The organism is Paraburkholderia ferrariae NBRC 106233 (assembly GCF_000685035.1).
Taxonomy (GTDB): Bacteria; Pseudomonadota; Gammaproteobacteria; order Burkholderiales; family Burkholderiaceae; genus Paraburkholderia; species Paraburkholderia ferrariae.
In genome coordinates, this window is record NZ_BAYB01000014.1 from 125,349 (window position 1) to 151,202 (window position 25,854).

Sequence of the window (25,854 nt, forward strand, 5' to 3'; positions counted from 1 at the left end):
TGCGTAGCCGGCGTTGAACCGATATGGCGAAACGGGATTACTACGAGGTTCTGGGCGTCGCGAAGAACGCGAGCGACGACGAAATCAAGAAGGCGTATCGCAAGCTCGCGATGAAGTACCACCCCGACCGCAATCCGGACAACAAGGATGCGGAAGAGCATTTCAAAGAGGTGAAGGAAGCCTATGAAATGCTGTCGGACTCGCAGAAGCGCGCAGCCTACGATCAGTACGGGCATGCGGGCGTCGATCCGAACATGGGCGGCGCGGGCGCGCAGGGTTTCGGCGGTTTCGCGGATGCCTTCGGCGATATTTTCGGCGACATCTTCGGCCAGGCGGCCGGCGGTGCCGCGCGCGGCGGCCGTGCCGGCCCGCAGGTGTATCGCGGCGCGGACCTGCGCTACAGCATGGAAATCACGCTGGAGCAGGCGGCGCACGGCTACGAGACGCAGATTCGCGTGCCGGGCTGGAGCACCTGTGACATCTGCCACGGCTCGGGCGCTAAGCCCGGCACCAAGCCGGAAAGCTGCCCGACCTGCCACGGTTCGGGTTCGGTGCGCATGTCGCAGGGCTTTTTCAGCATCCAGCAGACTTGCCCGAAGTGCCACGGCACGGGCTCTTACATCCCCGATCCCTGCACGCACTGCCACGGCGCGGGCAAGGTGAAGGAGACCAAGACGCTCGAAGTGAAGATTCCGGCGGGCATCGACGACGGCATGCGCATCCGCTCCGCGGGCAACGGCGAGCCGGGCATCAACGGCGGGCCGTCGGGTGATCTGTACGTCGAGATTCACATCAAGTCGCACCCGGTGTTCGAGCGCGACGGCGACGACCTGCATTGCCAGATGCCGATTCCGTTCACCACGGCGGCGCTCGGCGGCGAGATCGAGGTGCCCACGCTCGCGGGCCGCGCGACCTTCCCGGTGCCCGAGGGCACGCAGTCGGGCAAGACGTTCCGCCTGCGCGGCAAGGGCATCAAGGGCCTGCGCTCGAGCATTGCCGGCGATCTGTACGTGCACGTGCAGGTCGAAACGCCGGTCAAGCTCACCGACCAGCAGCGCGATCTGCTCCAGCAGTTCGAGAAGTCGCTCGTGGAAGGCGGCTCGCGCCACAGCCCGCAGAGCAAAAGCTGGTTCGACCGCGTGAAGAGCTTCTTCGACTAAAGCGGTGCGATGCCGGCGGCGCATCTTCGGAGCGCCGCCGGTTTTGCATCAAGTGGCATCAGGCAGCATCGGGTAGCACCAGGTAGCTTATGGCAGTCAATGACGGCGGCGCGGTGTTCGCGCTGCTCGACGACGGCGATGCGACGGCCGCGCGCCGCACCAGTCGCCTCTACATGGGGTTCGTGCGCGAGCGCGCGTGCAGCCGGCCGCAGGATCTGGACGCGCTGTGCCGCGAAGTCGATGACGACCTGCGCGCGGGACTGCATGCCGTGGTCCTGGGCGATTACGCCTTCGGGCGCGATCTGCAGTTCGCGAAGCAGCTCGCGCGCGCCGCCGATACTTTGGGAACGCAGCCCGGCGAAGCCGCGCTGCGTTTTTTATTGTTCGAGCGCTGCGAGCGCCTTTCGCGCGATGAAGCCGATGCCTGGCTCGCCGTGCGCGAGGGCGCCGGGGCGCCAGCGCCGGCCGGCATCGCGGGCGTCGTGCCCGGCGTGGACCGCGCGCAGTTCGAGCGCGCCATCGAGGCCGTGCACGCTGCGCTGCGCGCGGGCGAGTCCTATCAGATCAACTACACCTACCGGCTGCAGTTCGAGGCGTTCGGCGCGCCGCTTGCGCTCTACCGGCGGCTGCGCGAGCGGCAGCGCGTGCCGTTCGGCGCGCTGATCGCCTTGCCGGGCGACCGCTGGGTGCTTTCGTGCTCGCCCGAACTCTTCGTCGAGAAGCGCGGCGAAACCCTGCGCGCGCGGCCCATGAAGGGCACCGCCGCACGTTCGGCCGACCCGGCCGCCGACCGCGCCGCCGAGCAGTTCCTTGCCAACGATCCGAAAAATCGCGCCGAAAACGTGATGATCGTCGATCTGCTGCGCAACGACCTCTCGCGCATCGCGCAAACGGGTTCGGTGCGCGTGCCGGCGCTCTTCAGCGTGGAGTCCTACGCCTCGGTGTGGCAGATGACCTCGACCGTGGAGGCGAAGGTGCGCGAGCGCACCTCGTTCGCCGAGGTCATGCGCGCGCTCTTTCCGTGCGGCTCGATCACGGGCGCGCCGAAGCACCGTACGATGGAACTGATCGATGCGATCGAGCACGGCCCGCGCGGGCTCTACACGGGGACCATCGGCTGGCTGGATGCCCCGGATGCCTCGCACGTCCCGGATGCCGATGGCGCCTGCGGCGACTTCTGCCTTTCGGTGGTGATCCGCACGCTGTCGCTCGACGCCCCCGGCGCCCCGGGCGCGGCGCGGCGCGGCGAGATGGGTGTGGGCGGCGGCATCGTGCTCGACAGCGTCGCTGCCGACGAATACGAGGAGACACGTTTGAAGGCCCGCTTCCTGACCGGGGCCGGCCCCGGCCTTGAACTCTTCGAGACGATGTATGCCACGCGCGATCAGGGCGTGCGCCACGTGGAGCGGCATCTTGCGCGCCTTGCCGCCGGCGCCGCATGGCTTGGCTTCGCCTGCGACGCGAACGCCGTGCGCGCGCGCCTCGCTGCGGCCTGCGCGGCATTTCCCGGGGGCGTGGCTCATCGCGTGCGCGTGGCGCTCGGCAAAGACGGCAACGTACAGTTGAGCAGCGCGCCGCTCGCGCCGCTGCCCGAAGGGCCGGCAGGCGTGATGCTCGCGCCCGATCGCGGTTTCGCGCCGGTGGCTTCCGCCGACGCTCTGCTGCTGCGCAAGACCACGCGCCGCGCCGAATTCGACCGTGCCTGGCGCGAGGCCGAAGCCGCAGGCGCCTTCGACATGCTGTTTTTCAACGAGCGCGGCGAACTGACCGAAGGCGGCCGCTCGAACGTGTTCGTGAAGCGCGAGGGGAAGTGGTGGACGCCGCCGCTTTCGTCAGGCGTGTTGCCGGGCGTGATGCGCGGCGTGATGCTGGACGATGAAACCTTCGGCGCCGAAGAGCGCGTGCTCACGCGCGAGGACGTGTTGCGCGCGCAAGCGCTGCTGCTCACCAATGCGCTACGCGGGGCCGTGCCGGCGCGGCTCGTCGTCTAAGGCGCGATGCCCGGCGGCAGGCCGGCAGCAGCAAAGGAAAGGAAGAAAGGGAGCGGTGCCGCAAGCGCCGCTCCCTTTTTCGCGCGCGCTTACTGGAACGCGTGCTCGGGCGCCGGGAACGAGCCGTCCTTCACGGCCTTCACATACGCGGCCACGGCGGCCTCGATGCTCGGCTGGCCCGCCATGAAATCCTTCACGAACCTGGGCCGCTTGCCCGGATAGATGCCGAGCATGTCGTGCAGCACCAGCACCTGGCCCGAACACTCGACGCCCGCGCCGATGCCGATGGTCGGAATATGCAACTGCTGCGTGACCTGCGTGCCGAGCGCCGAAGGCACCGCCTCGATCACCACGAGCTGCGCGCCGGCTTCTTCGATAGCCCGGGCGTCGCGCAGCATCTGCGCCGCGCCGCTTTCGGTCTTGCCCTGCACCTTGAAGCCGCCGAACGCATGCACGGATTGCGGCGTGAGGCCGATATGCGCGCACACCGGCACCGCGCGCTCCACCAGCATCTTCACCGTGGGCGCGAGCCATTCGCCGCCCTCGATCTTCACCATCTGCGCGCCCGCGCGCATGAGCTTCACCGAGCTTGCGAACGCGTCTTCGGGCGTGCCGAAGGTGCCGAACGGCAGGTCGGCCACGATCAGCGCCGAGGGCTGCGTGCGTGCGACGCAGGCCGTGTGGTAGGCGATCTCGTCGAGCGAGACGGGCAGCGTGGTCGTGTGGCCTTGCAGCACGTTGCCGAGCGAATCGCCGATCAGCAGCACGTCCACGCCCGCGCGGTCGCACAGCGCCGCGAAGCTCGCGTCGTAGCACGTGAGCATCGCAATCTTTTCGCCGGCGTCGCGCATCGCCTGGAGCCTGGGCACGGTCACGGCGCTGCGGCTCGCTTCCTGCAGATAAGTCATGGGGAAATCCGTAGGGAAAGGGAAACGGGGAGAGGCGCGGCCGCGCGTCTAGCGCGGCGTGCCCTTGACGAACGACTCCTTGCGCCCGCGCATCGTCTCGATCCGCTCGGCGATCAGCGCAAGGTCCGCGTCGGAATCGAGCGGGTTCAGATGTTCGGCGCCGACGGTCAGGACCGGCGCGTGGTCGTAATGATAGAAAAATTCGTTGTAGCTGTCGCAGAGGGCTCGCAGGAACGCGTCCGAAATGGGTAGCTCGGCCGGATTCGCGCGCTTCTGGATGCGCGCGTAGAGCGCTTCGGGGCTCGCCTGCAGATAGACCACGAGATCGGGGCGCGGCGCGTTCGCCGCGAGCCGGGCGGCGAGGGTCCGGTAGAGCGGCAACTCGTCGGCGGCGAGCGTGAGGCGGGCGAACAGGTCGTCGCGCTCGGCGAGGAAGTTCGTGACGAGCGGCTTGCCCGCGGCCCGCAGTGCCGCGACGTCGTGCGAGAGCCGTTCGCGCTGCAGCGCAAAATGGAGCTGCGCGGCGAGGCCGTGGCGTGACGGGTCGCGATAGAAACGCTCGAGAAACGGGTTGTCCGCGTTCGATTCGAACAGCGTCTGCATGGCCCAGCGGTCGGCGAGGCGGGTGGCGAGCGCGGTCTTGCCGGCGCCGATCGGCCCTTCGATGGCGATGTGCGCGAGCGGCGGACGCGCTGCGCGAGTGACCGGGGCGAGCGGCGGCGTGCTCATGGGCGGATTGACGGGCTGGGCGGCGTGAGCATAGTGACCATTCTGATCGTCGCGCGTATTACCGGCAAGTCCGGCCCGGCGCCGGGTCAGGCGGCATCCCCGGCTCGCCGGCTGACCCGGCGCCGGCGTTGTTGGCAATGTTGTTGCCGTTGTCCGCGGCAGCAGCAGGGGCGGCAGCGACAGGCGCCGAGCCCATGCACTGGCACATCGGCTTGACCTTCTCGATGCGCTGATCGGCGACGGCGGCGAGAAAGGCGCTCGCCGGTCCGCGGCCCGGAATCTCGAGATCCGCGTCGATCTCCACGGCGGGCACCAGCACGAACGCGCGGCCGGTCATGCGCGGATGCGGCACGCTCAGGTCGGGTTCGTCGATCACGGCATCGCCGTAAAGCAGGATGTCGATGTCGAGCGTGCGCGGGGCGTTGCGAAAGGGACGCTCCCGGCCGAAGTGATGCTCGACGCGCTGGCACAGCGCCAGCAGTTCGTGCGCCGAAAGGCGCGTTTCGAGCTTCACGACGCAGTTCAAATAGTCGTCGCCGCCCGCGTCGACGGGCGCGGTGCGGTAGAGACTCGACTTCGCGAGCACGGTGAGGGTGTGCTGTTGTGCGAGGCACACCACTGCGTCTTTGAGGGTCTGGCGCGCATCCCCCAGATTCGCACCGATTCCCAGCCAGGCAACCGTCATGGCTTCACTTCCTGCGACTGTCGTTTCCGGTTCGTTCACTACGTCACGCCTCGCGCAGCCGGGCGGCCATGCCCGGCCGCCTGCCGTCTGGCCAGGCGGCGGGCCGGCACCGCACCGTCAATCCTCGTCGGGGCCGCCTTCGTCGGCCTGCGCCGGCGTGCCTGCACCCTCGCCCTCGGACGGCTTGCGGTTCTTCGCTCCGCCGCGGCGGCGGCGCTTGCGCGGTGCACGCTCCCTGCCGCCTTCGGAGAGGAGCGCTTCGCGCGCGGCGCCGTCGCCGTCGATGAAATCCGTCCACCACTGGCCCACCGCGGTATCGAGCTCGCCCGATTCGCAGCGCAGCAGGAGGAAATCATACCCCGCTCTGAAACGCGGGTGTTCCAGCAGCTTGATCGCGCCGCGGCCGCGCTTTTCGAGGCGCTGCTGCAGGCCCCAGATCTCGCGCATGTCCGACGAGTAGCGGCGATGGATCGCCAGCTTTTCGGTTTGCGCGTCGATCACGTCGTCCATGGCGCGGTGCAGCGCCGGCACGGGGTATTCGCCCGCGGCCGTGTACTGCTGCCAGCGCTGCTGCACGTCGTGCCAGAGGAGCGTGGCGAACAGGAAGCCCGGCGAGACCGGCTTGCCCGCGTGCACGCGCGCGTCGGTGCTGGAGAGCGCGAGCGAGATGAAGCGCTCGCCCTGGGGCTGTTCGAGGATCACGTCGAGCAGCGGCAGGAGGCCGTGATGCAGCCCTTCCTTGCGCAGCCACTTGAGGCATGCGAGCGCGTGGCCGCTCAGCAGGAGCTTGAGCATCTCGTCGAACAGACGCGCGGCCGGCACGTTGTTGACGAGGTCGGCGAGCTCCTGGATCGGCTCGCGCGTGCGCTCTTCGATCTCGAAGCCAAGCTTCGCCGCGAAGCGCACCACGCGCAGCATGCGCACCGGATCTTCGCGGTAGCGCGTGGCCGGGTCGCCGATCATGCGCAACAGGCGCGCGCGCATGTCGGCCATCCCGTTGTGATAGTCGAGCACCGTCTGCGTGGCCGGGTCGTAGTACATCGCGTTGATCGTGAAGTCGCGGCGCGTGGCGTCTTCGTGCTGCTCGCCCCACACGTTGTCGCGCAGCACGCGGCCGCTCGCGTCGACCGCATGGGTCTTGCGGTCGAGCTCCTCGCGGCGCATGCGCCGGCCGCCCGAAGCCGGGGCGGCGGAGGCGGCCGGGGCAGCAGAGGTGGCAGGAGCGGCAGGGGCAGCGCTCGCCTCCGTGGCCGGCGGCGGATCCACCAGCGCACGGAAGGTCGAGACTTCGATGATTTCCTGGCCGAACTGCACGTGCACGATCTGAAAGCGCCGGCCGATGATGCGCGCGCGGCGGAACAGCTTCTGCACCTCGTCGGGCGTGGCGTCAGTGGCCACGTCGAAGTCCTTCGGCGCAATGCCGAGCAGCAGGTCGCGCACCGCGCCGCCCACGATGAACGCGCGGAAGCCGGCCTGCTGCAGGCCTTCGGTCACGCGGACCGCGTTCTTCGAGATGAGCGACGGGTTGATGCCATGGACGTCGGCGGAGAGGATGACGGGCGCTGTCGGCTCGGCGTTTTTGGCGCTGCCGCCTTTGCCGCTTTTGCCTTTGGCCGGCGCGCGGGATTTCGGCCCGCGGATCGTCGTGTCGTCGCCGGCGGCTTCGGGCTTGCGCCCGTTCTGGGCGGCGGCGCGGGTCGCGCGGGCGGGGGCGGCTGCCGCGGCCTCGGCGCCCGCAGGCGGCGTGTCGCCGGTGGCCGCTTCGGAGGCGCTGTCCTGGCCGAACAGCTTGCGAATGAATTTCTTGATCACGAGGCCTGGAACAAATCGAGGATGGGCCAGCCAGCCGCTTGCGCGTGCGCGCGCAGCGTGGCGTCGGGGTTGGTCGCGATCGGGTCGGTGACCTTCTCGAGCAGCGGAATGTCGTTGTGCGAGTCGCTGTAGAAGTAGCTGTGCTCGAAGTCGGACAGGCGCTTGCCGAGCGAGGCGAGCCACGCTTCGGTGCGCACGATCTTGCCTTCGCGGTAGCTGGGCGTGCCCGTCGGGCGGCCGGTGTAGGGCGAGTCGGGATGGCCGTCCACGGTTTCGGCCTCGCACGCGATCAGCTTGTCCACGCCGAACACCCCGGCGATCGGACCCGTGATGAATTCGTTGGTCGCCGTGACCATGCAGCAGAGGTCGCCCGCGTCCTTGTGCCGGCGCACGAGTTCCATTGCCGCGGGCACGATGGCCGGCTTGATGACTTCGTGCATGTACTGGTCGTGCCAGATCTTCAACTGCGCGCGCGAATACTTCGCGAGCGGTGTGAGCATGGCGACGAGGTAGGCGTGAATGTCCAGCACGCCGGCCTTGTAGTCGGCGAAGAAGCGGTCGTTCTGCTTCGCGAAGCGCTCGGCATCGACAATGCCGAGCTTCACCATGAAGCGGCCCCATTCGTGGTCGCTGTCGGTGGGGATCAGCGTGTGATCGAGATCGAAAAGTGCAAGGTTAGCCATGGGCGCTCATTTTACTTGAAGCGGGTGATGCCGTTGCCGGTGCCGGCTTCGGGGCTCGGTGGGTGCTCTTCGGCGGCAGACGCGGGACTGCCTGCGGCGTCGGGCGAAGAGGGGGGCGCGGCGGCTGCGGAGGCGTCCAGGTCGCCGCCGAGCTCGCCGTTCTGCTCGCCGCTCACGTCGGCTTCGACCTCGCCCGTCAAGGCGCCGCCCAGCTCGCGATCGACCACGTCGCGAAACGGCGCACCGAGTTCGCCGTCCACGTTGTCGGTGGGCGTGACGAAGGGCACGGGTTCGCTCGGGCGCGCGTGGGCGGCGGGCGGCCGGGGGGCTTCGTAGGGGGCGTCGGGGGCGGCCGGGCGGCTGGTTTCGTCTTGCGGCTGCGTTGCAGGCTCGCTGGCCGCTTCCGGCGGTTGTGCGTTCGGTTGTGCGTTCGCTTGCGGCTCCGATTGCGCCTTCGCCCGGGCCGAGCCGCCGCTTTCGCCGGTGGGGCCGAAGTCCAGTTCGTTGCCTGCTTCGAAGGGGGTGTCGCCTGCGCTGGCGCCCTCCGCGGGCGTTTCCGCGGCGCCGCCCGCCACCGGCAGCCCGGAGGCCAGCATCGTGCGCAGGAGCGGCAGCGTCACCGCGCGCTTCTGTTCGAGCGAAAAGCGGTCCAGCGCGTCGAGCAGCGCCATCAGGCTCGGCATGTCGCGGCGGTAGTGCGTGAGCAGGTAGGCGGGCACGTCGTCGGCGAGCGCGATGCCGCGCTCGCGCGCCGCGCGCTTGAGCACGCAGGCCTTGCCCTCGTCGGAAAGCGGCGCGAGGTGGAACACGAGCCCCCAGCCGAGGCGCGTGCGCAGGTCCTCGCGCACGGCGAGTCCCATCGGCGCCGTGGCGCCCGTCGCGACGAGCGCGCAGGTGGGATGCGCGCGCACCTCGTTGAAGAGGTTGAAGAGCGCGATCTGCTGGGCGCCCGAGAGCGCGTCGCAGTCGTCCACGGCGTAGATCGCCACGCGCGGGTCGAAGCCGAAGGCCGCGAGCGCGCTTTGCGGCCCGAGGTAGCGTGCGTGGCCGGGCGGCGCTTCGTGCACGAGCGCGTGCAGCAGATGGCTGCGGCCGTTGCCGGGCTCGCCCCAGATGTAGAACGTGCGGTCGGCCACCGGGCCGGCCGCGAGCGCCGCGTCGAGCCCGCGCAGGCGCGCGACCAGCTCGGCGTGGGCGCCGGTGTGGAAGTTGTCGAAGGTCGAAGGCGGCGGCGTGCCGAGATCGAGCGTTAACTGTCGCTGCACGGTGGGGTCAGGCTTGAATCGGTCAGTGTCAGTTTTTGTAGAGCGTGCTGTCGAGGTAGCTGCGCCGCAGCTCGCGCAAGGCGACCGAGAGGATCGCGCTCGCCGGCAGTGCGAGCAGCACGCCGAAGAAACCAAACAGTTGCCCGAACGCGAGCAACGCGAAGATCACCGCGAGCGGGTGCAGGCCGATGCGCTCGCCGACGAGGCGCGGGGTCAGGAAGAAGCCTTCCAGCACCTGGCCGATGCCATAGACGAGGGCGACCGCACCCAGCCCGTACCAGTTGCCGAACTGCAGCAGCGCGGCCACGAGCGCGAGCACGAGGCCCGTGGCGTAGCCAAGATACGGAATCAGCACGGCGAGGCCCGTGAAGACGCCCACCGGCAGCGCCACCTCAAAGCCCGCAATCGAGAGCGTGACCGCGTAGTAAGCGGCGAGGATCGCCATCACGAGCAACTGGCCGCGCAGGTACTGCGCGAGCATGGCGTCCATCTCGCCCGCCAGTTCCGTCGTGCGCGCAACCCAGCGGCGCGGAATGAAGGTGGCGAGGCGCGCGAGCATCGCGTTCCAGTCGTAGAGCAGATAGAAGAGCACGAGCGGTACCAGCACGACGTTGCTGACCACGGTAATCATCACGTCGCTGCTCGTGCGCAGCGACGCCCACGCGTAGAGGGCCACCGACTGGGCGCTGTCTTCGAGCTTGCTCGTCGCCATGTCGCGCAGGCTCTGGAAGTCGAGCGAGTCCTGCATGCCGAACAGGGCCAGCTTGGGCTGGAGCCAGTCGTGCAGGTGCGTGAGCATGACGGGCACCTGCTGCTTGAGCTGCGGCCCTTCTTTCTGGATCACGGCCAGCAGCAGCACGACGAGCATCGTGACCACGCCCGCGAACAGCAGGATCATGACGAGTGCCGCGAGGCCGCGCGGCACGCGGCGGCGCACGAGCCAGGCCACGCCCGGCTGGAGGATATAGGCGAGGATCGCGCCGAGCAGGAACGGGGTGAGAACCGGCCGCAGCAGCCAGAGCACGATGCCGAAGGCGATCGCAAGCGCGGCCCAGATGAAGGCCTGGCGCTGATACGGCGTGAAAATCGGTGTATTCGGCGACAAAACGTGGGTTTCCGGTCGTGGGGCGCGTGGGTTTTCGGTCGTAGGGCGGCCCGATTGGCGGGTGCGAGGCCCGGCGGCGCGCCCTGGGCGCCGCGGCGGACACTTTCTCGGCCTGGGCGCGGCGGCGGGGCGCCTTCAATCGGTTAAAATCGCATTTTACCGACCTTCTGGCACTTCCCCATGAATCAACCGAAATCCGACCAGGGCGCCGGCGCCCAGGGCCTCTCGTACCGCGACGCCGGCGTGGACATCGACGCGGGCGACGCACTCGTCGACCGCATCAAGCCCTTTGCGAAGAAGACCCTGCGCGACGGCGTGATGGGCGGCATCGGCGGGTTCGGCGCGCTCTTCGAGGTGCCGAAGCGCTACAAGGAGCCGGTGCTCGTTTCGGGCACGGACGGGGTGGGCACCAAGCTGCGCCTCGCCTTTCATCTGAACAAACACGACACGGTGGGTCAGGATCTCGTCGCGATGAGCGTGAACGACATCCTCGTGCAGGGCGCCGAGCCGCTCTTCTTCCTCGACTACTTCGCCTGCGGCAAGCTCGACGTGGACACGGCGGCCACCGTCGTGAAGGGCATTGCCTACGGTTGCGAGCTGGCGGGCTGCGCGCTGATCGGCGGCGAGACGGCGGAAATGCCGGGCATGTACCCCGACGGCGAATACGATCTCGCGGGCTTCGCGGTGGGCGCGGTCGAAAAGAGCAAGATTATCGACGGCAGCACGATCGCCCCGGGCGACGTGGTGCTGGGTCTCGCTTCGAGCGGCATCCACTCGAACGGCTTTTCGCTCGTGCGCAAGATCATCGAGCGCGCGCAGCCGGACCTGAACGCCGACTTCGACGGCCGCACGCTGGCCGACGCGCTCATGGCGCCCACGCGCATTTACGTGAAGCCGCTGCTTGCGCTCATGCAGCAGGTGGCGGTGAAGGGCATGGCGCACATCACGGGCGGCGGCCTCGTAGAGAACATTCCGCGCGTGCTGCGCGACGGCCTCACGGCCGAGCTCGACCAGCGCGCCTGGCCGCTGCCGCCGCTCTTCTCGTGGCTGCAGAAGCACGGCGGCGTGGCCGATGCGGAAATGCACCGCGTGTTCAACTGCGGCATCGGCATGGCGGTGGTGGTTTCCGCCGATCAGGCCGATCAGGCGCTCGCGCTGCTCTCGTCGGCCGGCGAGCAGGTCTGGAAGATCGGCGTGGTGCGCGAAAGCCAGGCGGGCGAAGCGCAGACTGTGGTGGTTTGAGGCGGTTTTTTTGAGTTTTGACGCCGTTCCGTTAAGGCTTTTTTCGAAGGTAGCGGACGGCGTAACCGGCGTAACAAGCAGGACTTGAATTAACGACCCGGTCGCATGAGCGACCGGGTCGTTTTACATTGGGCAGCGATTTCGGTTGTTCGAGCGGGCGATGCAGGCACGCCTTGCATACGCCCGGGGCGTGGCCGCACACGTCAAGGTGCTTGCTCGCCCAGGAGCCGCTTTAGCTCGTCAAGGAACGACGCGGTCGTATAGCCCCATAAGGCTGGATTAAACCCCGAATAACAATCGCGCTGAAACGCGGAATCCAGATCCTTGGAGTGTTCATCGAGAAATGAATCTATCTCGGTAATTAACTCGCGATGATAGTCGGGTGGGCTGTCTCTTTTGTAGCAGGCGACAATTTCCGGAATCGTATCGCCCCATAAGTCGAAATCTTGATTGAAATAGGCACCAAAAATCTCATGCATCCGGGGATAGCGATCTGGAAACATGATTTCCTTTAGCCGACAAAGGCGGTAAGTATATAATACGGCATATTGTTGTAGGTTTTATATTTTAATACGACTGTAACTTTGTTCATTTGCGTTAGTTTGAGGTCTTTCCTCGCAATTCCATACCCAATGTTTCCGTCTACCCGCTTAGCCAGGGTAAGAGGAATAGTACGGGTTGGTGAACGAGCCCAGTTCTGAATTCTCCCCGCATTGGCATTCATGACATCCGATATGGCGAACTCTGCTACCTGAATGTTATAGAAGGACGAAACAACGTCACGTTTTGGCTCCTTTTTAAGTCGGTCAAGTAGCCATGCTTCGTTCTTGCCAACATGCTTCAGAAGGGTGTGGCCGCCCAGATCTGGATTGAGCGTTTTTGCCTCATGGATTTGCAGATTGATGCGGCCCATTGTAACGCTGGCTGCCCGCGCGGCTTTGATTGAGCCAGCGAAGCCGAACGGCACGACTATATCGAGCGACAGACCGATACTGTTCGCCATGTCGGGGCTGGCTTTCATCGCCTCGGCCAGCTTCGTCGTACCCTGCTGCGTGAGGGTAGCCGTGTCGCGACCCGTCCAGGTCTGACGTAGACCCGCCGAAGCCGTATCTGATCCATGCACGCCGAACACGACACATCCAGCCTTGCTCGCCATCGTCGGTTCCGGCAGCACACATAGCGCCGCTGCCCCGACCATTTCCAGCACGCCGCCGACAACCTGCAAACCACCCCATAGGCGGTTGGAAAGCATTTCGCTCAGACTAATCGACTGGCGAGCCAACACTGCTGCCAGTTGTGGAGCACTCAGCACGACGCGTACGCCGTCTGATTCGTTCACCTGCGACATGTGAACCCTCATATTTCTATCGGGATGTCACGCTAACAGGTGGACTTGCGCCCGGCTATGGGCGCCGGATGATTCTGGCGGGAGATAAAGCACAAGGCCCGCTTGCAAGCGGGCCGCAGCGCAAAAAAATGGCCAGCAATGCTGGCCATTTTCACTCCCAACCCGCGTTCGCGGGCGACGCGAGCGCCGTTACAGCACGGTCCGCACGTGCCACAGTTCGGGGAACAGCACCACGTCGAGCATCTTGCGCAGGTACGGCGCGCCGTTGGTGCCGCCCGTGCCCTGCTTGAACCCGATGATCCGCTCGACCGTCGTGACGTGGCGGAAGCGCCATTGCCGGAAGGCGTCTTCGAGGTCCACGAGTTCTTCGGCCATCTCGTAGAGATCCCAGTACTGCGAAGGATTGCGATACACCTCGAGCCAGGCCGCTTCCACCGTCGCATCGTGAACGGTGGGCTGCGACCAGTCGCGCGCGAGCCGCTCGGGCGCAATCGCAAAGCCGCGCCGCGCCAGCAGGCGGATCACTTCGTCGTAGAACGAAGGCGCTTCGAGCGTGGCCTTCACCTGCGCGAGGATTTCGGGCCGGTGCTCGTGGGGCTTGAGCATCTGCACGTTCTTGTTGCCGAGCAGGAACTCGATCTGCCGGTACTGATACGACTGGAAACCCGACGACGCGCCCAGATACGGCCGCATCGCCGTGTACTCGGAGGGCGTGAGCGTGGAGAGCACGTTCCACGCCTGCACCAGTTGCTCGAGGATCCGCGAGACCCGCGCGAGCTGCTTGAACGCAGGCGGCAGTGCATCGCGGTGCACGTTTGCCAGCGCCGCGCGCAACTCATAGAGCGCGAGCTTCATCCAGAGCTCGCTCGTCTGGTGCTGCACGATGAACAGCATTTCGTTGTGATCGGGCGAGAGCGGATGCTGGGCGTTGAGCACCGCATCGAGCGCCAGGTAGTCGCCGTAGCTCATCGACTTCGAGAAGTCGAGCTGCGCGTCGTGCCAGCCGGCTTCCCCGGCTTCACCTGCTGCGGCGCCCGCAGCGTTCTCGCGCGCAGGCGCCGCCGCCGCCGTGCCGCCGAACGGGCACCCGCCGCGCGGAGCGGCGTCCGCTGCCTGGGCTTCGGGGCTCGCGCCCGCGTCCGGCATGCCGGGAATCTGCATGTGATCGGTCATGGCGGGTCTCCTCAGGTCACTGCGCCGCGTGCGGCGAATTCGGGCGCGCGCCAGTGTTCGCCGGCGAGCACGTCGCGCAGCGTCTCCACGGCGTCCCACACGTCCACGAAGCGCACATAGAGCGGCGTGAAGCCGAAGCGCAGCACGCGCGGCTCGCGGTAGTCGCCGATTACGCCGCGCGCGATCAGCGCCTGCATCACCTCGTAGCCGTGCGGATGCTCGAAGCTCACGTGCGAGCCGCGTTCCTGGTGGTCGCGCGGCGTGACGAGCGTGAGGTCGAGGCCGGCGCAGCGGCTTTCCACGAGCGCGATGAAGAGATCGGTGAGCGCGAGCGACTTGCGGCGGATGGCCTGCATGTCGGTCTGCAGGAACACGTCGAGACCGCATTCCACGAGCGACATCGACACGATGGGCTGCGTGCCGCACAGGAAGCGGCCGATGCCGTCGTCGGGACGGTAGTCGGGGCTCATCTCGAAGGGCTTCTTGTGACCCCACCAGCCCGAAAGCGGCTGCGAAAACGCATTCTGATGGCGCTTCGGCACCCACACGAAGGCGGGCGAACCCGGGCCACCGTTCAGGTACTTGTACGTGCAGCCCACGGCGTAGTCGGCATTCACGCCGTTCAGGTCCACGGGCACCGCGCCCGCCGAGTGCGCGAGATCCCACAGCGCCAGCGCGCCGCGGGCATGAATCAGTTCCGTGACCGCGCGCATGTCGTGCATATAGCCCGTGCGGTAGTTCACGTGCGTAATCATGGCGATGGCCACGTCGTCGGTCAGCGCGGCGGGCAGATCGGCGGGATCGTCGATCAGACGCAGTTCGTAGCCGCGGTCGAGCTGCTCGATCAGGCCCTGCGCGATATAGAGGTCGGTCGGGAAATTCGAGCGTTCGGAGACGATCACGCGGCGCTTCGGATCGCGTTCGTTCTGCACGCGCAGCGCGGCCGAGAGGGCCTTGAAGAGGTTCACCGAGATCGTGTCGGTGACGACCACTTCGTCTTCGGCCGCGCCGATCAGTGGTGCGAGCTTGTTGCCGAGCCGGCGCGGCAGCGCGAACCAGCCGGCGGTGTTCCAGCTGCGGATCAGCCCGTCGCCCCATTGCTCGCCGATCACGGCCTGGGCGCGTGCGGCGGCGGCTTTCGGCGGCACGCCGAGCGAGTTGCCGTCGAGGTAAAGGGTGTCGGGCGCGAGCGCGAACTGCTCGCGCAGCGCGGCGAGCGGGTCGGCGCGGTCCAGCGCCTCGGCTTCGGTACGGTGGTTCATGGCGGTCATGGGGTGGGGGTTCGGTGGTTCTGTGGTTCGGTCGGTTCGGTATCGGGTTGAATCGGTCGGTGTGCCGGGGGCGTCCGCTCAGGCCGGCTGGGGCGTCTGCGGGAGCGCGCGCAGCACGGCCCGCACGGGGCTGGCATCGAGCGTCGCGAATTTGAGCGGCAGCGCGATCAGCTCGTAGTCGCCGGGCGCGACCGCGTCGAGCACGATGCCTTCGAGGATCGCCATGCGGTGCGCGCGGATGCGGTGGTGTGCGTCCATGGTCTTCGATTCCTGCGGATCGAGCGAAGGCGTGTCGATGCCGATCAGACGCACGCCGTGCGCCGCGAGCAGGTCGATCGTTTCCGGGGCCACGGCGCAGAACGCACTGTCCCAGTGCGTCACGGGCGCCTTCTCGTAGGTGCGCAGCAAAACGCGCGGCGGCACGCCCGCGAGCGCATGCGCCACGTGCTCCGGCCGCACGAGCGGCGCGGCGCCGATGCAGTGGATGACGCGGCATGCGCCCAGGTAGGCGTCGAGCGGCACCGCGCCGATGGGCGCGCCGTGTTCGTCGTAGTGGAGCGGGGCGTCGGTATGCGCGCCCGTGTGGGGCGAAAGCGTCACGCGCGCCACGTTCACGGGCGAGCCGGCTTCCATGCGCCAGACGCGTTCGATGCCGACAGGCGTGTCTCCGGGCCAGACGGGCGTCTCAGACTGGATGGGCGGGGTGATGTCCCAAAGATCGTTCATGTTTTTGATCTGCATTCGCTGCTTGTGTTTCGAATGATAGGCAAGCTAGAGTGAAATGTGCTTGCGAAAAAAACGCCGCGGACCACGGTTGTTGGCACATAATTTAAGTCAAGACGGGAATGGAGACCAAATATGAATGCAATCTCGCTCGATGCCACGGATTGCCGTATTCTCGCCGTGCTGCAGAATGAGGGGCGGATCAGTAATCTCGACCTCGCGGAGCGCATTTCGCTCTCGCCATCGGCGTGCCTGCGGCGCTTGAGGTTGCTGGAAGAGCAGGGGGTGGTGGAACGTTATCGCGCAAGTCTGAACCGGGAGATTCTCGGCTTCGAGATGGAGGCGTTCGTGCAGGTATCGATGCGCAACGACCAGGAGAGCTGGCACGAGCGCTTCGTGGCGGCGCTGCGGGACTGGCCGGAGGTGGTGGGCGCCTATGTCGTGACGGGGGAGACGCACTACCTGCTGCGCGTGCTCGCCCACAATCTCAAGCACTACTCGGACTTCGTGCTCAACAAGCTCTACAAGGCGCCGGGCGTGATGGACATCCGCTCGAACATCGTGCTCACCACGCTCAAGGTCGAGGCGGGCGTGCCCGTCGATCTGATCCAGCAGAAGGAAGTGAAGAGCGCTATCGCCTGAGGCCGATGTGGGCGACGCGAGCGCGGCGGAGGGCGCTCAAAGCGATTGCAACTGATGGAACCCGCCGCCGTGGAACACGAGCGGCGTGGCGCCGTCCGCGTTCTCGCGCACGCCGCAGCGCTCCACCTCGCCCACGAAGATCACGTGATCGCCTTCGTCGTAGCGGCTGCGGTTATGGCACTCGAACCAGGCGATCGCGCCGTCCAGCACGGGCATGCCCGAGTTGCCGGCCGCGTGCGAGACGCCCTCGAAGCGGTCGCCCTTGACGGTCGCAAAGCGCTTGCACAGGTCGAGCTGCGAGGCGGCCAGCACGTTCACGACGTAGTGGCTGTTGGTGCGGAACACGGGCAGCGACGCCGAGCGCGTGGCGAGGCTCCACAGCACGAGCGGCGGATTCAGCGAAACGGAGTTGAACGAGCTGGCGGTGATGCCGATCAGTTGGCCATCGGGGGCGCGCGTCGTGATGACGGTGACGCCGGTGGCGAACTGGCCGAGCGCGCGGCGAAAGGCGGCGTCGTCGAAATTGGGCGGGTTGGCGCGGCGGCTCATCGGCAGGCGGCTCCGCTCGCACAGCGGTGGCAAGGCGCGAGACTGGACGCGAAGAATGTGAGAGTCGGGATCAGTGTCATGTGGAAAACCGGCGTATCGTCACAATTTTAACGGATGCGGCTGGCTGCGGCGCCAGCGGCCCTGGTGCTTACGCGGGGTTGCGTACGGAACGCGGGTTGCAGGCGGTTTCAGGCGCTTGCAGGTGATTGCAGCCAGTCGCAGACGGCGCATTGCCTGGGCGGATCAAATTCAAGGAGCAAGCAGCATGAGTCAGACGGTGGGAACGGCAACCGAGGTTGCAACCCTGGGCGGTGGTTGCTTCTGGTGTCTCGAAGCGGTGTACCTGCGCGTGCAGGGCGTGCTCGCGGTGGAGTCGGGCTACGCGGGCGGCCACGTCGCGAACCCGAGCTACGAGCAGGTCTGCGACGGCGACACGGGCCATGCCGAAGTGGTCGACGTGACGTTCGACCCGGCGAAGATCGGCTATCGCGAGATTCTCGACATTTTCTTCGCGATCCACGATCCGACCCAGCTCAACCGCCAGGGCAACGACGTGGGCACGCAATACCGTTCGGCGATCTTCACGCACTCGGAAGCGCAGCGCGAGACGGCGCTGCAGGCGATCCGGGAGCTGGCGGCCGAAGGCGTGTACGACGGGCAGATCGTCACCCAGGTGCTGCCGCTCGACGGCAACTACTTCCCCGCCGAGGCCTATCACCAGAACTACTTCGCGCAGCACCCGAATCAGGGCTATTGCGCGTTCGTGGTGGCGCCGAAGGTGGCGAAGTTCCGGCAGAAGTTCGCGCACCGGCTCAAGCCGGAGTAATACTGGAGCAATGCCGGACGGAGCAACGCGCGCTGAACGCCGCCGCATGGCGCGGCCGCGTTCAGTCTCCCAGCGGTTCCTCGGCGGCGTCGTCTACCGGCGCCGCTTCTCCTTTCTCCTGGCCCTGATCACCCTCTTCGCTCTTCAGACGTAGAAATTCGTCCGCAATCGCGCGCGCGAGCTTCGCGCACGAGAGCGGCGCCGATCCTTCCGCCTTGTTGTTCGTCGTGATCAGCACCGGCTGTCCCGCAAGCGCGTAGCGGGCGGCCAGTTCCGCGAGCGCTTCGCGCGTGTGCGGGTCTTCGTCCACCAGTTTGTCGAACGGTTCGTAGCGCGCCTTGGCCTGCTCGTAGCGAAACCCGCTGTGCAGGCTCCAGCGCACGATCAGCGGCCCGGCGGGCGTGTCCCCGTCCATCAGCGCAAGCGCCGCAGCCTGGCGCAGCGGATCGGGCATGCGCGCGTGCAGGCCCACGCAGTAGCGCGCACCCGCCGCGCGCAGCGCGCGCACGAAGCGCGGCGTCAGCAGGATGGCGTCGCGGATCTCGACGGCGTAGCACGGCCCGCTGGGCGTGGCGGGCAGCGGCGGCAGCGCCGTCAGGAAGGCGTAGAGCCGTTCCACGAACACGGCCGGATCGGCCAGCAGTTGATCGGGCAGCGGCGGGAACTGGAATACGAGCGCGCCGGCTTTTTCGCCGAGGCCCGCAAGACACGGCTCGACGAATTCCGCCGCCGCGAGTTGCGCGTTCAGGAAGCAGGGGTTCGCCGCAATGGGCTCGCCGCGTTCGCCCCGCACGCTCGCGTCGGTGATCGAGGCCGGCGCCTTCACGATGAAGCGGAAGTGGTCCGGCACCTGCTGGGCGTAGCGCAGGTAGTCGGCGATCGAGAGCGGCGCGTAGAACGAGCGGTCGATGCTCACCGAGCGCAGCAGCGGATGGGCGCCATAGGCCGAAAGGCCGTCGCGGGCGAGCTTCGCGTTGCTGTAGTCGTCGCCGTAGACAATGCCGCGCCAGCCCGGAAACGACCATGACGACGTGCCCAGACGCACTTGCGGCGGCAGGTCGGCGGCGAGGTCGAGCGTGAGCGGGTCGGCCACTATCGGTAGCACGCCGCGCCTGCGGCGCTTCGGGGCTGCCGCGGGCGCGAGGCGGGCGGCTTCGGCGTCTTCAGTCGCTTCGAAGCCGTCCAGGTCGGCCGTGGCAGGGGGCGGCGCGGGTGTGTCCATGTCCTCGCGCCTTGCGCGCGGCGTTCTTGCCGCGGCGGGTCGGGCAGGCGGTTCCGGGGCGACAAAGCCGAACAGGTCGGTTTGCGTAGCGTCGGGCGTGTCGGGGGTGTCCGGAATGTCCGGCGTGTCCGGTGTATCCGGGTCGTCGCGATCGTTCATGCGTGTGCGGTCGTGCGGTTTCGGTCGGCCGCCCCACGCGCGCAACGGGGGCGGCGCGTGAGCGGCGCCGCGCCCCTTACCGCGTCAGAGCGGCCGTTCGTACATGTAGCGGCGCGACCACGGCAGCGTGGTCGCACTGCGGCCGGCCTTGCGGCAGACGATCTGGTAGATCGAAACGTCGTCGTGCTCGAAGGCGTAGGCGCAGCCCGCCAGATACACGCGCCAGATGCGGAACTTCTCGTCGTCCACGAGCTTTTTCGCTTCCTCGGCGCGCGCCTCGAAGTTCTCGGCCCAGATCTCGAGCGTGTGCGCATAGTGACGGCGCAGGCTCTCCACGTCAACCGCTTCCAGGCCGCCGCGCTGCGCGGCTTCGAGCGCGAGGCCGATGTGCGGCAGCTCGCCGTCGGGGAACACGTAGCGGTCGATGAACTCGCCGCCGCCCAGCGCCGCTTCGCCCGAGTCGGCGTCGGACGAGGTGATGCCGTGGTTCATGGCGATGCCGTCGTCGGCGAGCAGGTCGTGCACCTTGCGGAAGTACACGGGCAGGTTCTTGCGCCCCACGTGCTCGAACATGCCGACGCTCGTGATGCGGTCGAACTGGCCTTCCACGTCGCGATAGTCCTGGATGCGGATCTCGATGCGGTCTTCGAGCCCGGCCGCTTTCACGCGCGCCGTGGCGAGGTCGAACTGGTTCTGCGAAAGCGTGACGCCCACGCAGCGCGCGCCGAACTTCTGCGCCGCGCGCAGCACGAGGGCGCCCCAGCCGCAGCCGATGTCGAGCAGGCGCTGGTCCGGCTGAAGCTGGATCTTGGTGAGGATGTGGTCGATCTTCTTCACCTGCGCCGTGGCGAGGTCTTCGTCGCCGTTCTCGAAGTACGCGCAGGAGTAGACCATGTTCTCGTCGAGCCAGAGCCGGTAGAACTCGTTCGAGACGTCGTAGTGGTACTGGATGGCCTTCCTGTCGGTGCTCTTCGAGTGCGTGAAATAGCGGCGCACGCGGGCGAGCTTGCTCGCGCTGGTGACGGTGCTGCGCGCGAGCGAGTAGCCGATGTTGATGATGTCGGCGAGCTTGCCCTCGATGTCGATCTTGCCCTTCACGTAGGCCTCGCCGAGATTGTCGAGGCTGGGTTCGAGCAGGAGCGGCAGCGCCGAGGCGCTGTTCACCTTGAGCGTGACCTGCGGCGCGGCGAAGTGGCCGAAGTCGTACTGCTGGCCGCTCCACAGCACGAGCCGTGCGGGCAGGTTGGCCTTGTTGCGCACTTCATCTACCCATTGCGCGAGTTTCTTCTCCCAGAACATGCTTGTCTCTCCGTGTCGACGGTTGCGGTCCGATGAACGGCTGAAGCTCACAGGCAAAAGCAAAAGCAATACAGACTACGAGGCAAATCGGGTGAAAAACCGGGTCAACTGCGGTGCTGCTGAAAGCAGTGCTGCACTTACGGTGCGAGGCGTTCGATGCGCCAGCCGGCGCCCTCGCGCGTATAGCGGATGCGGTCGTGCAGGCGCGACGGACGGCCTTGCCAGAACTCGATGGCGTCCGGCGCGAGCCGGTAGCCGCCCCAGTGCGGCGGACGCGGCGGGTTCTCGCCGTACTTCGCGCTGATCTCGCGCTCGCGCGCTTCGAGTTCCGCGCGACCGCCGATCACGGTGCTCTGCCCGGACGCCCACGCACCGATGCGCGAGCCGAGCGGCCGCGACTCGAAGTACGCGTCGCTTTCCGCGGCGCTCGTCTTTTCGACCTTGCCTTCGATGCGCACCTGGCGCTCCAGCTCGATCCAGTGAAAGAGCAGGCTTGCGTGGGGATTGACCGCGAGTTCGCGGCCCTTGCGGCTCTCGTAGTTCGTGAAGAAGACGAAGCCGCGCGCATCCACGCCCTTGATGAGCAGGATGCGGGCGGCCGGGCGGCCTTCGCCGTCCACGGTCGCGACCGTCATCGCATTGGGTTCGGGCAGCTTCGCGTCCAGCGCCTGCGCGAACCAGGTTTCGAACTGGCGGATGGGATCGGGATCGACGTCGGCGGCATCGAGCGAGCCGAGCGAATAGTTCTTGCGGAGGTCGGCGAGGGTCGTCATGTTTTTATGCGGACGCTTCAATTTCGGACAAGTATAGCGAAGGACGAAAATCGCTGCCTGTGCGGCCGCACACGCGGCCCCGCACGGAGCGATCCCGTCCGATCAGGCAAAATACGGGTCTCGGCAGGACCGGCCCGAGCGTTTGCCCGGTCCGCTTTCGTGCCTTACTGTTGCCCTACCGTCATGTCCAGCACCCCGATTTCGCCGCACACCGATCTTACCGCGCTCCCCGGCGCCGATGAAGCCGACCGGGCACGCCGGTTCGGCGGCGTGGCGCGGCTTTATGGCGCAGCGGCGCTCGATGCCTTCGAGCGCGCACACGTGGCCGTGATCGGTATCGGCGGGGTGGGGTCGTGGGTCGCGGAGGCGCTCGCGCGCAGCGCGATCGGCACGCTCACGCTGATCGACCTCGACAACGTCGCCGAAAGCAATACGAACCGCCAGATTCACGCGCTCGACGGCAACTACGGCAAGCCCAAGGTCGAGGCCATGGCCGAGCGCATCCGCCTGATCGACCCGGCCTGCGACGTGCGGCGGGTGGAGGACTTCGTGGAGCCGTCGAACTTCGACGCCCTGCTGGGCGGCGGCTTCGACTACGTGATCGACGCCATCGACAGCGTGCGCACGAAGACGGCGCTGATCGCGTGGTGCGTGGCGCATCGCGTGCCGCTCGTCACGGTGGGCGGCGCGGGCGGGCAGCTCGACCCCACGCGCATTCGCATCGACGACCTGGCGCTGACGATTCAGGATCCGCTGCTCTCCAAGGTGCGCGGCCAGTTGCGCAAGCACCACGGCTTTCCGCGCGGACCGAAGGCGAAGTTCAAGGTGAGCGCCGTGTACTCGGACGAGCCGCTCATCTATCCGGAAGCCGCCGTATGCGACGTGGACCCCGAAGCGGAGCACGCGAGCACGGCGCCGGGGCAGCACGGGCCGGTGGGCCTCAATTGCGCGGGCTTCGGATCGAGCGTGTGCGTGACGGCGAGCTTCGGCTTCGCGGCGGCGGCGCATGTGCTGCGCGCGCTGGCGGCGCAAGCGGCGGGGCGCTGAGCGGTCCGGGTGCTGTTGCGGCGTCGCTCGCCCGGGTCAAAAAAAACGCAGGGCCCTTTCAGGGGCCCTACGTTTTTCATTTGCGCGCGCCGGCTGGCGCGTTTCAGTTGAGCGCCGAACTCAGCTTGCGCCGCCACTCGCTCACGAGCTGCGGCTGGTGCGCCGCGAGATCGAACACCGAGAGCATGGTCTTGCGGCCGATGTCGTCGCGGAACGTGCGGTCGCGCTTGACGATCTCCAGCAACTGTTCGAGCGCGCCCGCGTACTTGCGGCGGGCGATCAGCCCGCTGGCCAGATCGAAGCGCGCCTCCAGGTCTTCCGGATGGGCCGCGACCTGCGCTTCGAGCGCATCGGTAGGCGGCAGGTCGGCGGCGGCATCCAGCGCGTCGAGGCGCGTCTTGATCGCGTTGTAGCGCGCGTCGATGCCCTGCGTCGTTTTCGGCGAAAGCAGTTCGGCTTCCTTGTGCGCGTCGTCGGCCAGGTTGTCGGCGAGCAGCATTTCGATCAGGTCCATGCGCGCGTCGTCGAAGCCGGGATCGTAGGCGAGGGCGGCCTTGAGCGCGTCGTAGGCGTCTTCGCGGCGCCCTTCGGAGAGCGCTTCCTGCGCCGCCTGGCGCTCGGTGGCCGCGGGATCGGGGATCAGGCCGTCGATGAACTGGCGCAACTGCCCTTCGGGCAGCACGCCGATGAACTGATCGACGGGCTGGCCGTCCACGAACGCCACCACGTGCGGAATGCTGCGCACCTGGAAGTGCGCGGCCAGTTCCTGGTTCTCGTCGACGTTGACTTTCGCGAGCTTCCATTTGCCGCCGTACTCGGCTTCGAGCTTTTCGAGCATCGGCCCGAGCGTCTTGCACGGGCCGCACCACGGCGCCCAGAAGTCGATCAGCACGGGCGCGAGCGTCGACGCTTCGATCACGTCCTTTTCAAAAGTGGCCAGAGTGGTATCCATTGCGTCCTCGTTGGTTTTGCCAGTTTGTTCCGGTCTGCTCCGGTGGTCTGTCTGCCGGTCCGTCGGTTGCCCGTTTACATGGGGGCGAACTGCGCCGATTCAATCGCGCCGGGCGGCGTCTGCCCGGCCGGCGCTCAGCGCGGCTTCTTCTCCGGCAGCGGAATCCATTCGGTTTCGCCCGGGACATGCCCCATTTCCTGGCGCGTCCACGCGGCTTTCGCGGCCTCGATCTTCTCGCGCGAGCTGGCCACGAAGTTCCATTCGATGAAGCGCTCGCCTTCGAGCCTTTCGCCGCCCAGCAGCATCACGCGCGCCCCGCCCGGGGAGGCGAGCGTGACGGTTTCGCCCGGCACGAGCACGGCCATCGTGGCGGGGTCGAGGGGCGTGCCGTCGATCGACAGATCGCCTTCCACGAGATACACGCCGCGCTCTTCGTGCCCGGCATCGAGCGCGACCGTGCCGCCCGGCGCGAAATCGGCGGCCACGTAGAGCGTGCCGGAGAACGTTTCGACCGGCGACGTCGCACCGAACGCCGTGCCCGCGATCACGCGCAGGGTGACGCCGTCGCGCTCGATCTCCGGAAGCGTGTCGGCGGCGTGGTGGAAGAACGAAGGCTCGGTGTCCTCGTGGTCGAGCGGCAGCGCCACCCAGGTCTGGATGCCGTGCATGGCGAGGCCCGTGGCGCGGCTCTCCTCGGGGGTGCGCTCGGAGTGGACGATGCCGCGGCCGGCGGTCATCCAGTTGACGTCGCCGGGGACGATCTTCTGCTCTGAGCCGATGCTGTCGCGGTGCATGAGCGCGCCGTCGAAGAGATAGGTGACGGTGGCGAGCCCGATATGCGGGTGCGGGCGCACATCGACGCCGCTGCCCGGTTCGAGCGTGGCGGGGCCCATGTGGTCGAAGAAGATGAACGGCCCGACGAGGCGGGCGGCGAGCGCGGGCAGCACGCGCCGCACGAGCAGGTTGCCGATGTCGCGCGTATGGGGCTTGAGGACCGCTTTGATCGATGAGGACATGGCGCTTCCTTGACGGACCGGTGGGGATGCAGGCGGCGCAGGCAGCGAGCCGCGCGGGCAGGCGCTCATTCTAACGCCCGCTGCGCGTGCGGCGCTGGGTGGTGCTGGGTGCTGCTGGCGTTGTGCCCGCTGCTGCCGGTGTTGCCCGCTGTTGCCAGGTGTTGCCAGGTGTTGCCCGCTGCTGCCCGCTGTTTCCAGGTGCGGCCCGCTATTGCCTTGCGTTCCCCGGGTGCCGCCAGGCCGCGCTTGCACTTCGGCGAGGGCTGCGCGGTACACTCGCCCATTCGACAAGAACGAGGCTGGGGGAGGAGGCGATGTCGCCGAAGGATCTGCTGCTCGCGCTGGTGGTGGTGCTGGCGTGGGGTGTGAATTTCGTGGTGATCAAGGTGGGCCTGCACGGCGTGCCGCCGATGCTGCTGGGCGCGCTGCGCTTTCTGCTGGCCGCCTTTCCGGCCGTGCTGTTCGTGAAGCGGCCGAAGCTGCCGTGGAAATGGCTCTTTGCCTACGGCGCGACGATCTCGTTCGGCCAGTTCGCCTTTCTCTTCTCGGCCATGTACGTGGGCATGCCCGCGGGGCTCGCGTCGGTGGTGCTGCAGGCGCAGGCGTTCTTCACGCTCGGTTTCGCCGCCATGTTCCTCGGCGAGCGCTTCCATGCGCAAAACGCGATCGGCCTCCTGATCGCAGCGGGCGGACTCGCGCTGATCGGGCTGCAATCGGCGCCGGGCGGCGGTGCGCAGGCCATGACGCTGGCGGGCTTCGTGCTCACGCTCTGCGCCGCGGTGATGTGGGCGCTCGGCAATATCGTCACGAAGAAGGTGGGGAAGGTGGATCTGGTCGGGCTCGTGGTGTGGGCGAGCCTGATTCCGCCGCTGCCGTTTCTCGTGCTTTCGTATTTCGTCGAAGGGCCGCAGCGCATCGTGACCGCGCTCGAAGGGATCGGCGGGTCTTCCGTGCTGGCGGTGGTTTATCTCGCCTTCGTCGCCACGCTGCTCGGCTACAGCCTGTGGGGGCGGCTCCTCTCGAAGCATCCGGCCAGCCAGGTGGCGCCGTTCTCGCTGCTCGTGCCGATCATCGGGCTCGCCTCGGCCTCGGTGCTGCTCGGCGAGCAGCTCACCGCCGCGCAGATCGGTGGCGCGGCGCTGGTGATGGCGGGGCTCGTCGTCAACGTGTTCGGCGGCTGGGTGCGGCAGCGGCTCGCGGCGGCACGCTGAGCGAAGCCGGGCAGCGTTAGACGAAGCAGGACGAAGCGCGCGCCGCGCGGCCTTGCGGCCCGC

At 67.4% G+C, this 25,854-nt stretch carries 24 protein-coding genes and 1 pseudogene; 7 read left to right on the forward strand and 18 right to left on the reverse strand.

Annotation, left to right across the window (positions count from 1 at the left end):
- The first annotated feature begins 23 nt into the window (after positions 1-23).
- Both dnaJ and pabB read left to right on the forward strand, forming a co-directional pair.
- The gene (dnaJ, locus tag BFE01S_RS17260) at positions 24-1,160 is read left to right on the forward strand and encodes a molecular chaperone DnaJ (protein WP_028226592.1); all 1,137 of its coding nucleotides are present in this window, start codon (positions 24-26) and stop codon (positions 1,158-1,160) included.
- An 89-nt stretch (positions 1,161-1,249) separates the two neighbouring features.
- Positions 1,250-3,151: an aminodeoxychorismate synthase component I gene (gene pabB, locus BFE01S_RS17265; RefSeq protein WP_028226593.1), complete on the forward strand. Its 1,902-nt coding sequence runs from the start codon at positions 1,250-1,252 to the stop codon at positions 3,149-3,151.
- A gap of 89 nt (positions 3,152-3,240) precedes the next feature.
- Here pabB and panB read toward each other — a convergent pair whose 3' ends face one another.
- The 7 genes and pseudogenes from panB to BFE01S_RS17300 all read right to left on the reverse strand — a co-directional run bounded on the left by panB (position 3,241) and on the right by BFE01S_RS17300 (position 10,338).
- The gene (gene panB / locus BFE01S_RS17270; RefSeq protein WP_028226594.1) at positions 3,241-4,059 is read right to left on the reverse strand and encodes a 3-methyl-2-oxobutanoate hydroxymethyltransferase; all 819 of its coding nucleotides are present in this window, start codon (positions 4,057-4,059) and stop codon (positions 3,241-3,243) included.
- A gap of 48 nt (positions 4,060-4,107) precedes the next feature.
- Positions 4,108-4,788, reverse strand: coding sequence for a deoxynucleoside kinase (locus tag BFE01S_RS17275; protein ID WP_028226595.1), 681 nt, complete (start codon positions 4,786-4,788; stop codon positions 4,108-4,110).
- 58 nt (positions 4,789-4,846) lie between these two features.
- Positions 4,847-5,473, reverse strand: coding sequence for a 2-amino-4-hydroxy-6-hydroxymethyldihydropteridine diphosphokinase (gene folK, locus BFE01S_RS39030; RefSeq protein ID WP_042337854.1), 627 nt, complete (start codon positions 5,471-5,473; stop codon positions 4,847-4,849).
- 117 nt (positions 5,474-5,590) lie between these two features.
- Positions 5,591-7,285 carry a polynucleotide adenylyltransferase PcnB gene (gene pcnB, locus BFE01S_RS17285; RefSeq protein WP_028226596.1) on the reverse strand — a complete coding sequence of 565 codons (1,695 nt, stop codon included), beginning with the start codon at positions 7,283-7,285 and terminating at the stop codon, positions 5,591-5,593.
- Positions 7,282-7,968 carry a histidinol-phosphatase gene (locus BFE01S_RS17290; RefSeq protein WP_028226597.1) on the reverse strand — a complete coding sequence of 229 codons (687 nt, stop codon included), beginning with the start codon at positions 7,966-7,968 and terminating at the stop codon, positions 7,282-7,284. The genes pcnB and BFE01S_RS17290 overlap by 4 nt, the downstream gene beginning before the upstream one ends.
- Before the next feature lie 584 nt (positions 7,969-8,552).
- Positions 8,553-9,233 (reverse strand): annotated as a pseudogene (gene hda / locus BFE01S_RS39035) (DnaA regulatory inactivator Hda); the annotation flags it as partial.
- A gap of 28 nt (positions 9,234-9,261) precedes the next feature.
- On the reverse strand, positions 9,262-10,338 hold the full coding sequence (locus BFE01S_RS17300; protein WP_028226598.1) for an AI-2E family transporter: 1,077 nt from the start codon (positions 10,336-10,338) through the stop codon (positions 9,262-9,264).
- 180 nt (positions 10,339-10,518) lie between these two features.
- Between BFE01S_RS17300 and purM the strand changes: the two genes are divergently transcribed.
- The gene (gene purM, locus BFE01S_RS17305) at positions 10,519-11,580 is read left to right on the forward strand and encodes a phosphoribosylformylglycinamidine cyclo-ligase (protein WP_028226599.1); all 1,062 of its coding nucleotides are present in this window, start codon (positions 10,519-10,521) and stop codon (positions 11,578-11,580) included.
- 203 nt (positions 11,581-11,783) lie between these two features.
- Here purM and BFE01S_RS17310 read toward each other — a convergent pair whose 3' ends face one another.
- The 5 genes from BFE01S_RS17310 to kynB form a co-directional block, all read right to left on the reverse strand.
- The gene (locus tag BFE01S_RS17310; protein ID WP_028226600.1) at positions 11,784-12,083 is read right to left on the reverse strand and encodes a contact-dependent growth inhibition system immunity protein; all 300 of its coding nucleotides are present in this window, start codon (positions 12,081-12,083) and stop codon (positions 11,784-11,786) included.
- 8 nt (positions 12,084-12,091) lie between these two features.
- On the reverse strand, positions 12,092-12,928 hold the full coding sequence (locus tag BFE01S_RS17315) for an RNase A-like domain-containing protein (protein ID WP_028226601.1): 837 nt from the start codon (positions 12,926-12,928) through the stop codon (positions 12,092-12,094).
- Between the two features lie 189 nt (positions 12,929-13,117).
- Complete coding sequence (gene kynA / locus BFE01S_RS17320; RefSeq protein WP_028226602.1) at positions 13,118-14,101, reverse strand: tryptophan 2,3-dioxygenase; 984 nt, start codon at positions 14,099-14,101, stop codon at positions 13,118-13,120.
- Between the two features lie 11 nt (positions 14,102-14,112).
- Positions 14,113-15,363, reverse strand: coding sequence for a kynureninase (kynU, locus tag BFE01S_RS17325; protein ID WP_028226603.1), 1,251 nt, complete (start codon positions 15,361-15,363; stop codon positions 14,113-14,115).
- A gap of 87 nt (positions 15,364-15,450) precedes the next feature.
- Positions 15,451-16,098, reverse strand: a complete 648-nt coding sequence (gene kynB, locus BFE01S_RS17330; protein ID WP_028226604.1) for an arylformamidase — start codon at positions 16,096-16,098, stop codon at positions 15,451-15,453.
- A 132-nt stretch (positions 16,099-16,230) separates the two neighbouring features.
- On the opposite strand from kynB, the gene BFE01S_RS17335 reads away from it, so the two are divergent.
- The gene (locus tag BFE01S_RS17335; RefSeq protein WP_028226605.1) at positions 16,231-16,737 is read left to right on the forward strand and encodes an Lrp/AsnC family transcriptional regulator; all 507 of its coding nucleotides are present in this window, start codon (positions 16,231-16,233) and stop codon (positions 16,735-16,737) included.
- Positions 16,738-16,773: 36 nt separating this feature from the next.
- Here BFE01S_RS17335 and BFE01S_RS17340 read toward each other — a convergent pair whose 3' ends face one another.
- Positions 16,774-17,286, reverse strand: coding sequence for a flavin reductase family protein (locus BFE01S_RS17340; protein ID WP_028226606.1), 513 nt, complete (start codon positions 17,284-17,286; stop codon positions 16,774-16,776).
- 265 nt (positions 17,287-17,551) lie between these two features.
- Between BFE01S_RS17340 and msrA the strand changes: the two genes are divergently transcribed.
- A complete protein-coding gene (msrA, locus tag BFE01S_RS17345; protein ID WP_028226607.1) occupies positions 17,552-18,112 on the forward strand; it encodes a peptide-methionine (S)-S-oxide reductase MsrA in 561 nt (186 codons plus the stop codon).
- A 61-nt stretch (positions 18,113-18,173) separates the two neighbouring features.
- Here msrA and BFE01S_RS39040 read toward each other — a convergent pair whose 3' ends face one another.
- The 3 genes from BFE01S_RS39040 to pdxH all read right to left on the reverse strand — a co-directional run bounded on the left by BFE01S_RS39040 (position 18,174) and on the right by pdxH (position 21,565).
- Positions 18,174-19,493 carry a DUF72 domain-containing protein gene (locus BFE01S_RS39040; protein WP_084169995.1) on the reverse strand — a complete coding sequence of 440 codons (1,320 nt, stop codon included), beginning with the start codon at positions 19,491-19,493 and terminating at the stop codon, positions 18,174-18,176.
- 84 nt (positions 19,494-19,577) lie between these two features.
- Complete coding sequence (locus BFE01S_RS17355; RefSeq protein WP_028226608.1) at positions 19,578-20,792, reverse strand: SAM-dependent methyltransferase; 1,215 nt, start codon at positions 20,790-20,792, stop codon at positions 19,578-19,580.
- A gap of 137 nt (positions 20,793-20,929) precedes the next feature.
- On the reverse strand, positions 20,930-21,565 hold the full coding sequence (gene pdxH / locus BFE01S_RS17360) for a pyridoxamine 5'-phosphate oxidase (RefSeq protein ID WP_028226609.1): 636 nt from the start codon (positions 21,563-21,565) through the stop codon (positions 20,930-20,932).
- A gap of 183 nt (positions 21,566-21,748) precedes the next feature.
- On the opposite strand from pdxH, the gene tcdA reads away from it, so the two are divergent.
- Positions 21,749-22,612 carry a tRNA cyclic N6-threonylcarbamoyladenosine(37) synthase TcdA gene (tcdA, locus tag BFE01S_RS17365; RefSeq protein WP_028226610.1) on the forward strand — a complete coding sequence of 288 codons (864 nt, stop codon included), beginning with the start codon at positions 21,749-21,751 and terminating at the stop codon, positions 22,610-22,612.
- 103 nt (positions 22,613-22,715) lie between these two features.
- On the opposite strand, the gene trxA is transcribed toward tcdA, so the two are convergent.
- Both trxA and BFE01S_RS17375 read right to left on the reverse strand, forming a co-directional pair.
- Positions 22,716-23,564, reverse strand: a complete 849-nt coding sequence (trxA, locus tag BFE01S_RS17370; protein ID WP_028226611.1) for a thioredoxin — start codon at positions 23,562-23,564, stop codon at positions 22,716-22,718.
- A gap of 134 nt (positions 23,565-23,698) precedes the next feature.
- Positions 23,699-24,580 (reverse strand): pirin family protein, encoded by an 882-nt coding sequence (locus tag BFE01S_RS17375; RefSeq protein WP_028226612.1) that lies wholly within the window; start codon positions 24,578-24,580, stop codon positions 23,699-23,701.
- Positions 24,581-24,894: 314 nt separating this feature from the next.
- On the opposite strand from BFE01S_RS17375, the gene BFE01S_RS17380 reads away from it, so the two are divergent.
- Positions 24,895-25,791: an EamA family transporter gene (locus tag BFE01S_RS17380; protein ID WP_028226613.1), complete on the forward strand. Its 897-nt coding sequence runs from the start codon at positions 24,895-24,897 to the stop codon at positions 25,789-25,791.
- Positions 25,792-25,854 lie beyond the last annotated feature (63 nt).

Excerpts from the sequence above, each read along its gene's own strand:
- dnaJ (WP_028226592.1), top strand. The coding sequence starts at position 24 with ATGGCGAAACGGGATTACTACGAGGTTCTGGGCGTCGCGAAGAACGCG.
- pabB (WP_028226593.1), top strand. The coding sequence starts at position 1,250 with ATGGCAGTCAATGACGGCGGCGCGGTGTTCGCGCTGCTCGACGACGGC.
- panB (WP_028226594.1), bottom strand. The coding sequence starts at position 4,059 with ATGACTTATCTGCAGGAAGCGAGCCGCAGCGCCGTGACCGTGCCCAGG.
- BFE01S_RS17275 (WP_028226595.1), bottom strand. The coding sequence starts at position 4,788 with ATGAGCACGCCGCCGCTCGCCCCGGTCACTCGCGCAGCGCGTCCGCCG.
- folK (WP_042337854.1), bottom strand. The coding sequence starts at position 5,473 with ATGACGGTTGCCTGGCTGGGAATCGGTGCGAATCTGGGGGATGCGCGC.
- BFE01S_RS17290 (WP_028226597.1), bottom strand. The coding sequence starts at position 7,968 with ATGGCTAACCTTGCACTTTTCGATCTCGATCACACGCTGATCCCCACC.
- purM (WP_028226599.1), top strand. The coding sequence starts at position 10,519 with ATGAATCAACCGAAATCCGACCAGGGCGCCGGCGCCCAGGGCCTCTCG.
- BFE01S_RS17310 (WP_028226600.1), bottom strand. The coding sequence starts at position 12,083 with ATGTTTCCAGATCGCTATCCCCGGATGCATGAGATTTTTGGTGCCTAT.
- BFE01S_RS17315 (WP_028226601.1), bottom strand. The coding sequence starts at position 12,928 with ATGTCGCAGGTGAACGAATCAGACGGCGTACGCGTCGTGCTGAGTGCT.
- kynA (WP_028226602.1), bottom strand. The coding sequence starts at position 14,101 with ATGACCGATCACATGCAGATTCCCGGCATGCCGGACGCGGGCGCGAGC.
- kynU (WP_028226603.1), bottom strand. The coding sequence starts at position 15,363 with ATGAACCACCGTACCGAAGCCGAGGCGCTGGACCGCGCCGACCCGCTC.
- kynB (WP_028226604.1), bottom strand. The coding sequence starts at position 16,098 with ATGAACGATCTTTGGGACATCACCCCGCCCATCCAGTCTGAGACGCCC.
- BFE01S_RS17335 (WP_028226605.1), top strand. The coding sequence starts at position 16,231 with ATGAATGCAATCTCGCTCGATGCCACGGATTGCCGTATTCTCGCCGTG.
- BFE01S_RS17340 (WP_028226606.1), bottom strand. The coding sequence starts at position 17,286 with ATGAGCCGCCGCGCCAACCCGCCCAATTTCGACGACGCCGCCTTTCGC.
- msrA (WP_028226607.1), top strand. The coding sequence starts at position 17,552 with ATGAGTCAGACGGTGGGAACGGCAACCGAGGTTGCAACCCTGGGCGGT.
- BFE01S_RS39040 (WP_084169995.1), bottom strand. The coding sequence starts at position 19,493 with ATGAACGATCGCGACGACCCGGATACACCGGACACGCCGGACATTCCG.
- BFE01S_RS17355 (WP_028226608.1), bottom strand. The coding sequence starts at position 20,792 with ATGTTCTGGGAGAAGAAACTCGCGCAATGGGTAGATGAAGTGCGCAAC.
- pdxH (WP_028226609.1), bottom strand. The coding sequence starts at position 21,565 with ATGACGACCCTCGCCGACCTCCGCAAGAACTATTCGCTCGGCTCGCTC.
- tcdA (WP_028226610.1), top strand. The coding sequence starts at position 21,749 with ATGTCCAGCACCCCGATTTCGCCGCACACCGATCTTACCGCGCTCCCC.
- trxA (WP_028226611.1), bottom strand. The coding sequence starts at position 23,564 with ATGGATACCACTCTGGCCACTTTTGAAAAGGACGTGATCGAAGCGTCG.
- BFE01S_RS17375 (WP_028226612.1), bottom strand. The coding sequence starts at position 24,580 with ATGTCCTCATCGATCAAAGCGGTCCTCAAGCCCCATACGCGCGACATC.
- BFE01S_RS17380 (WP_028226613.1), top strand. The coding sequence starts at position 24,895 with ATGTCGCCGAAGGATCTGCTGCTCGCGCTGGTGGTGGTGCTGGCGTGG.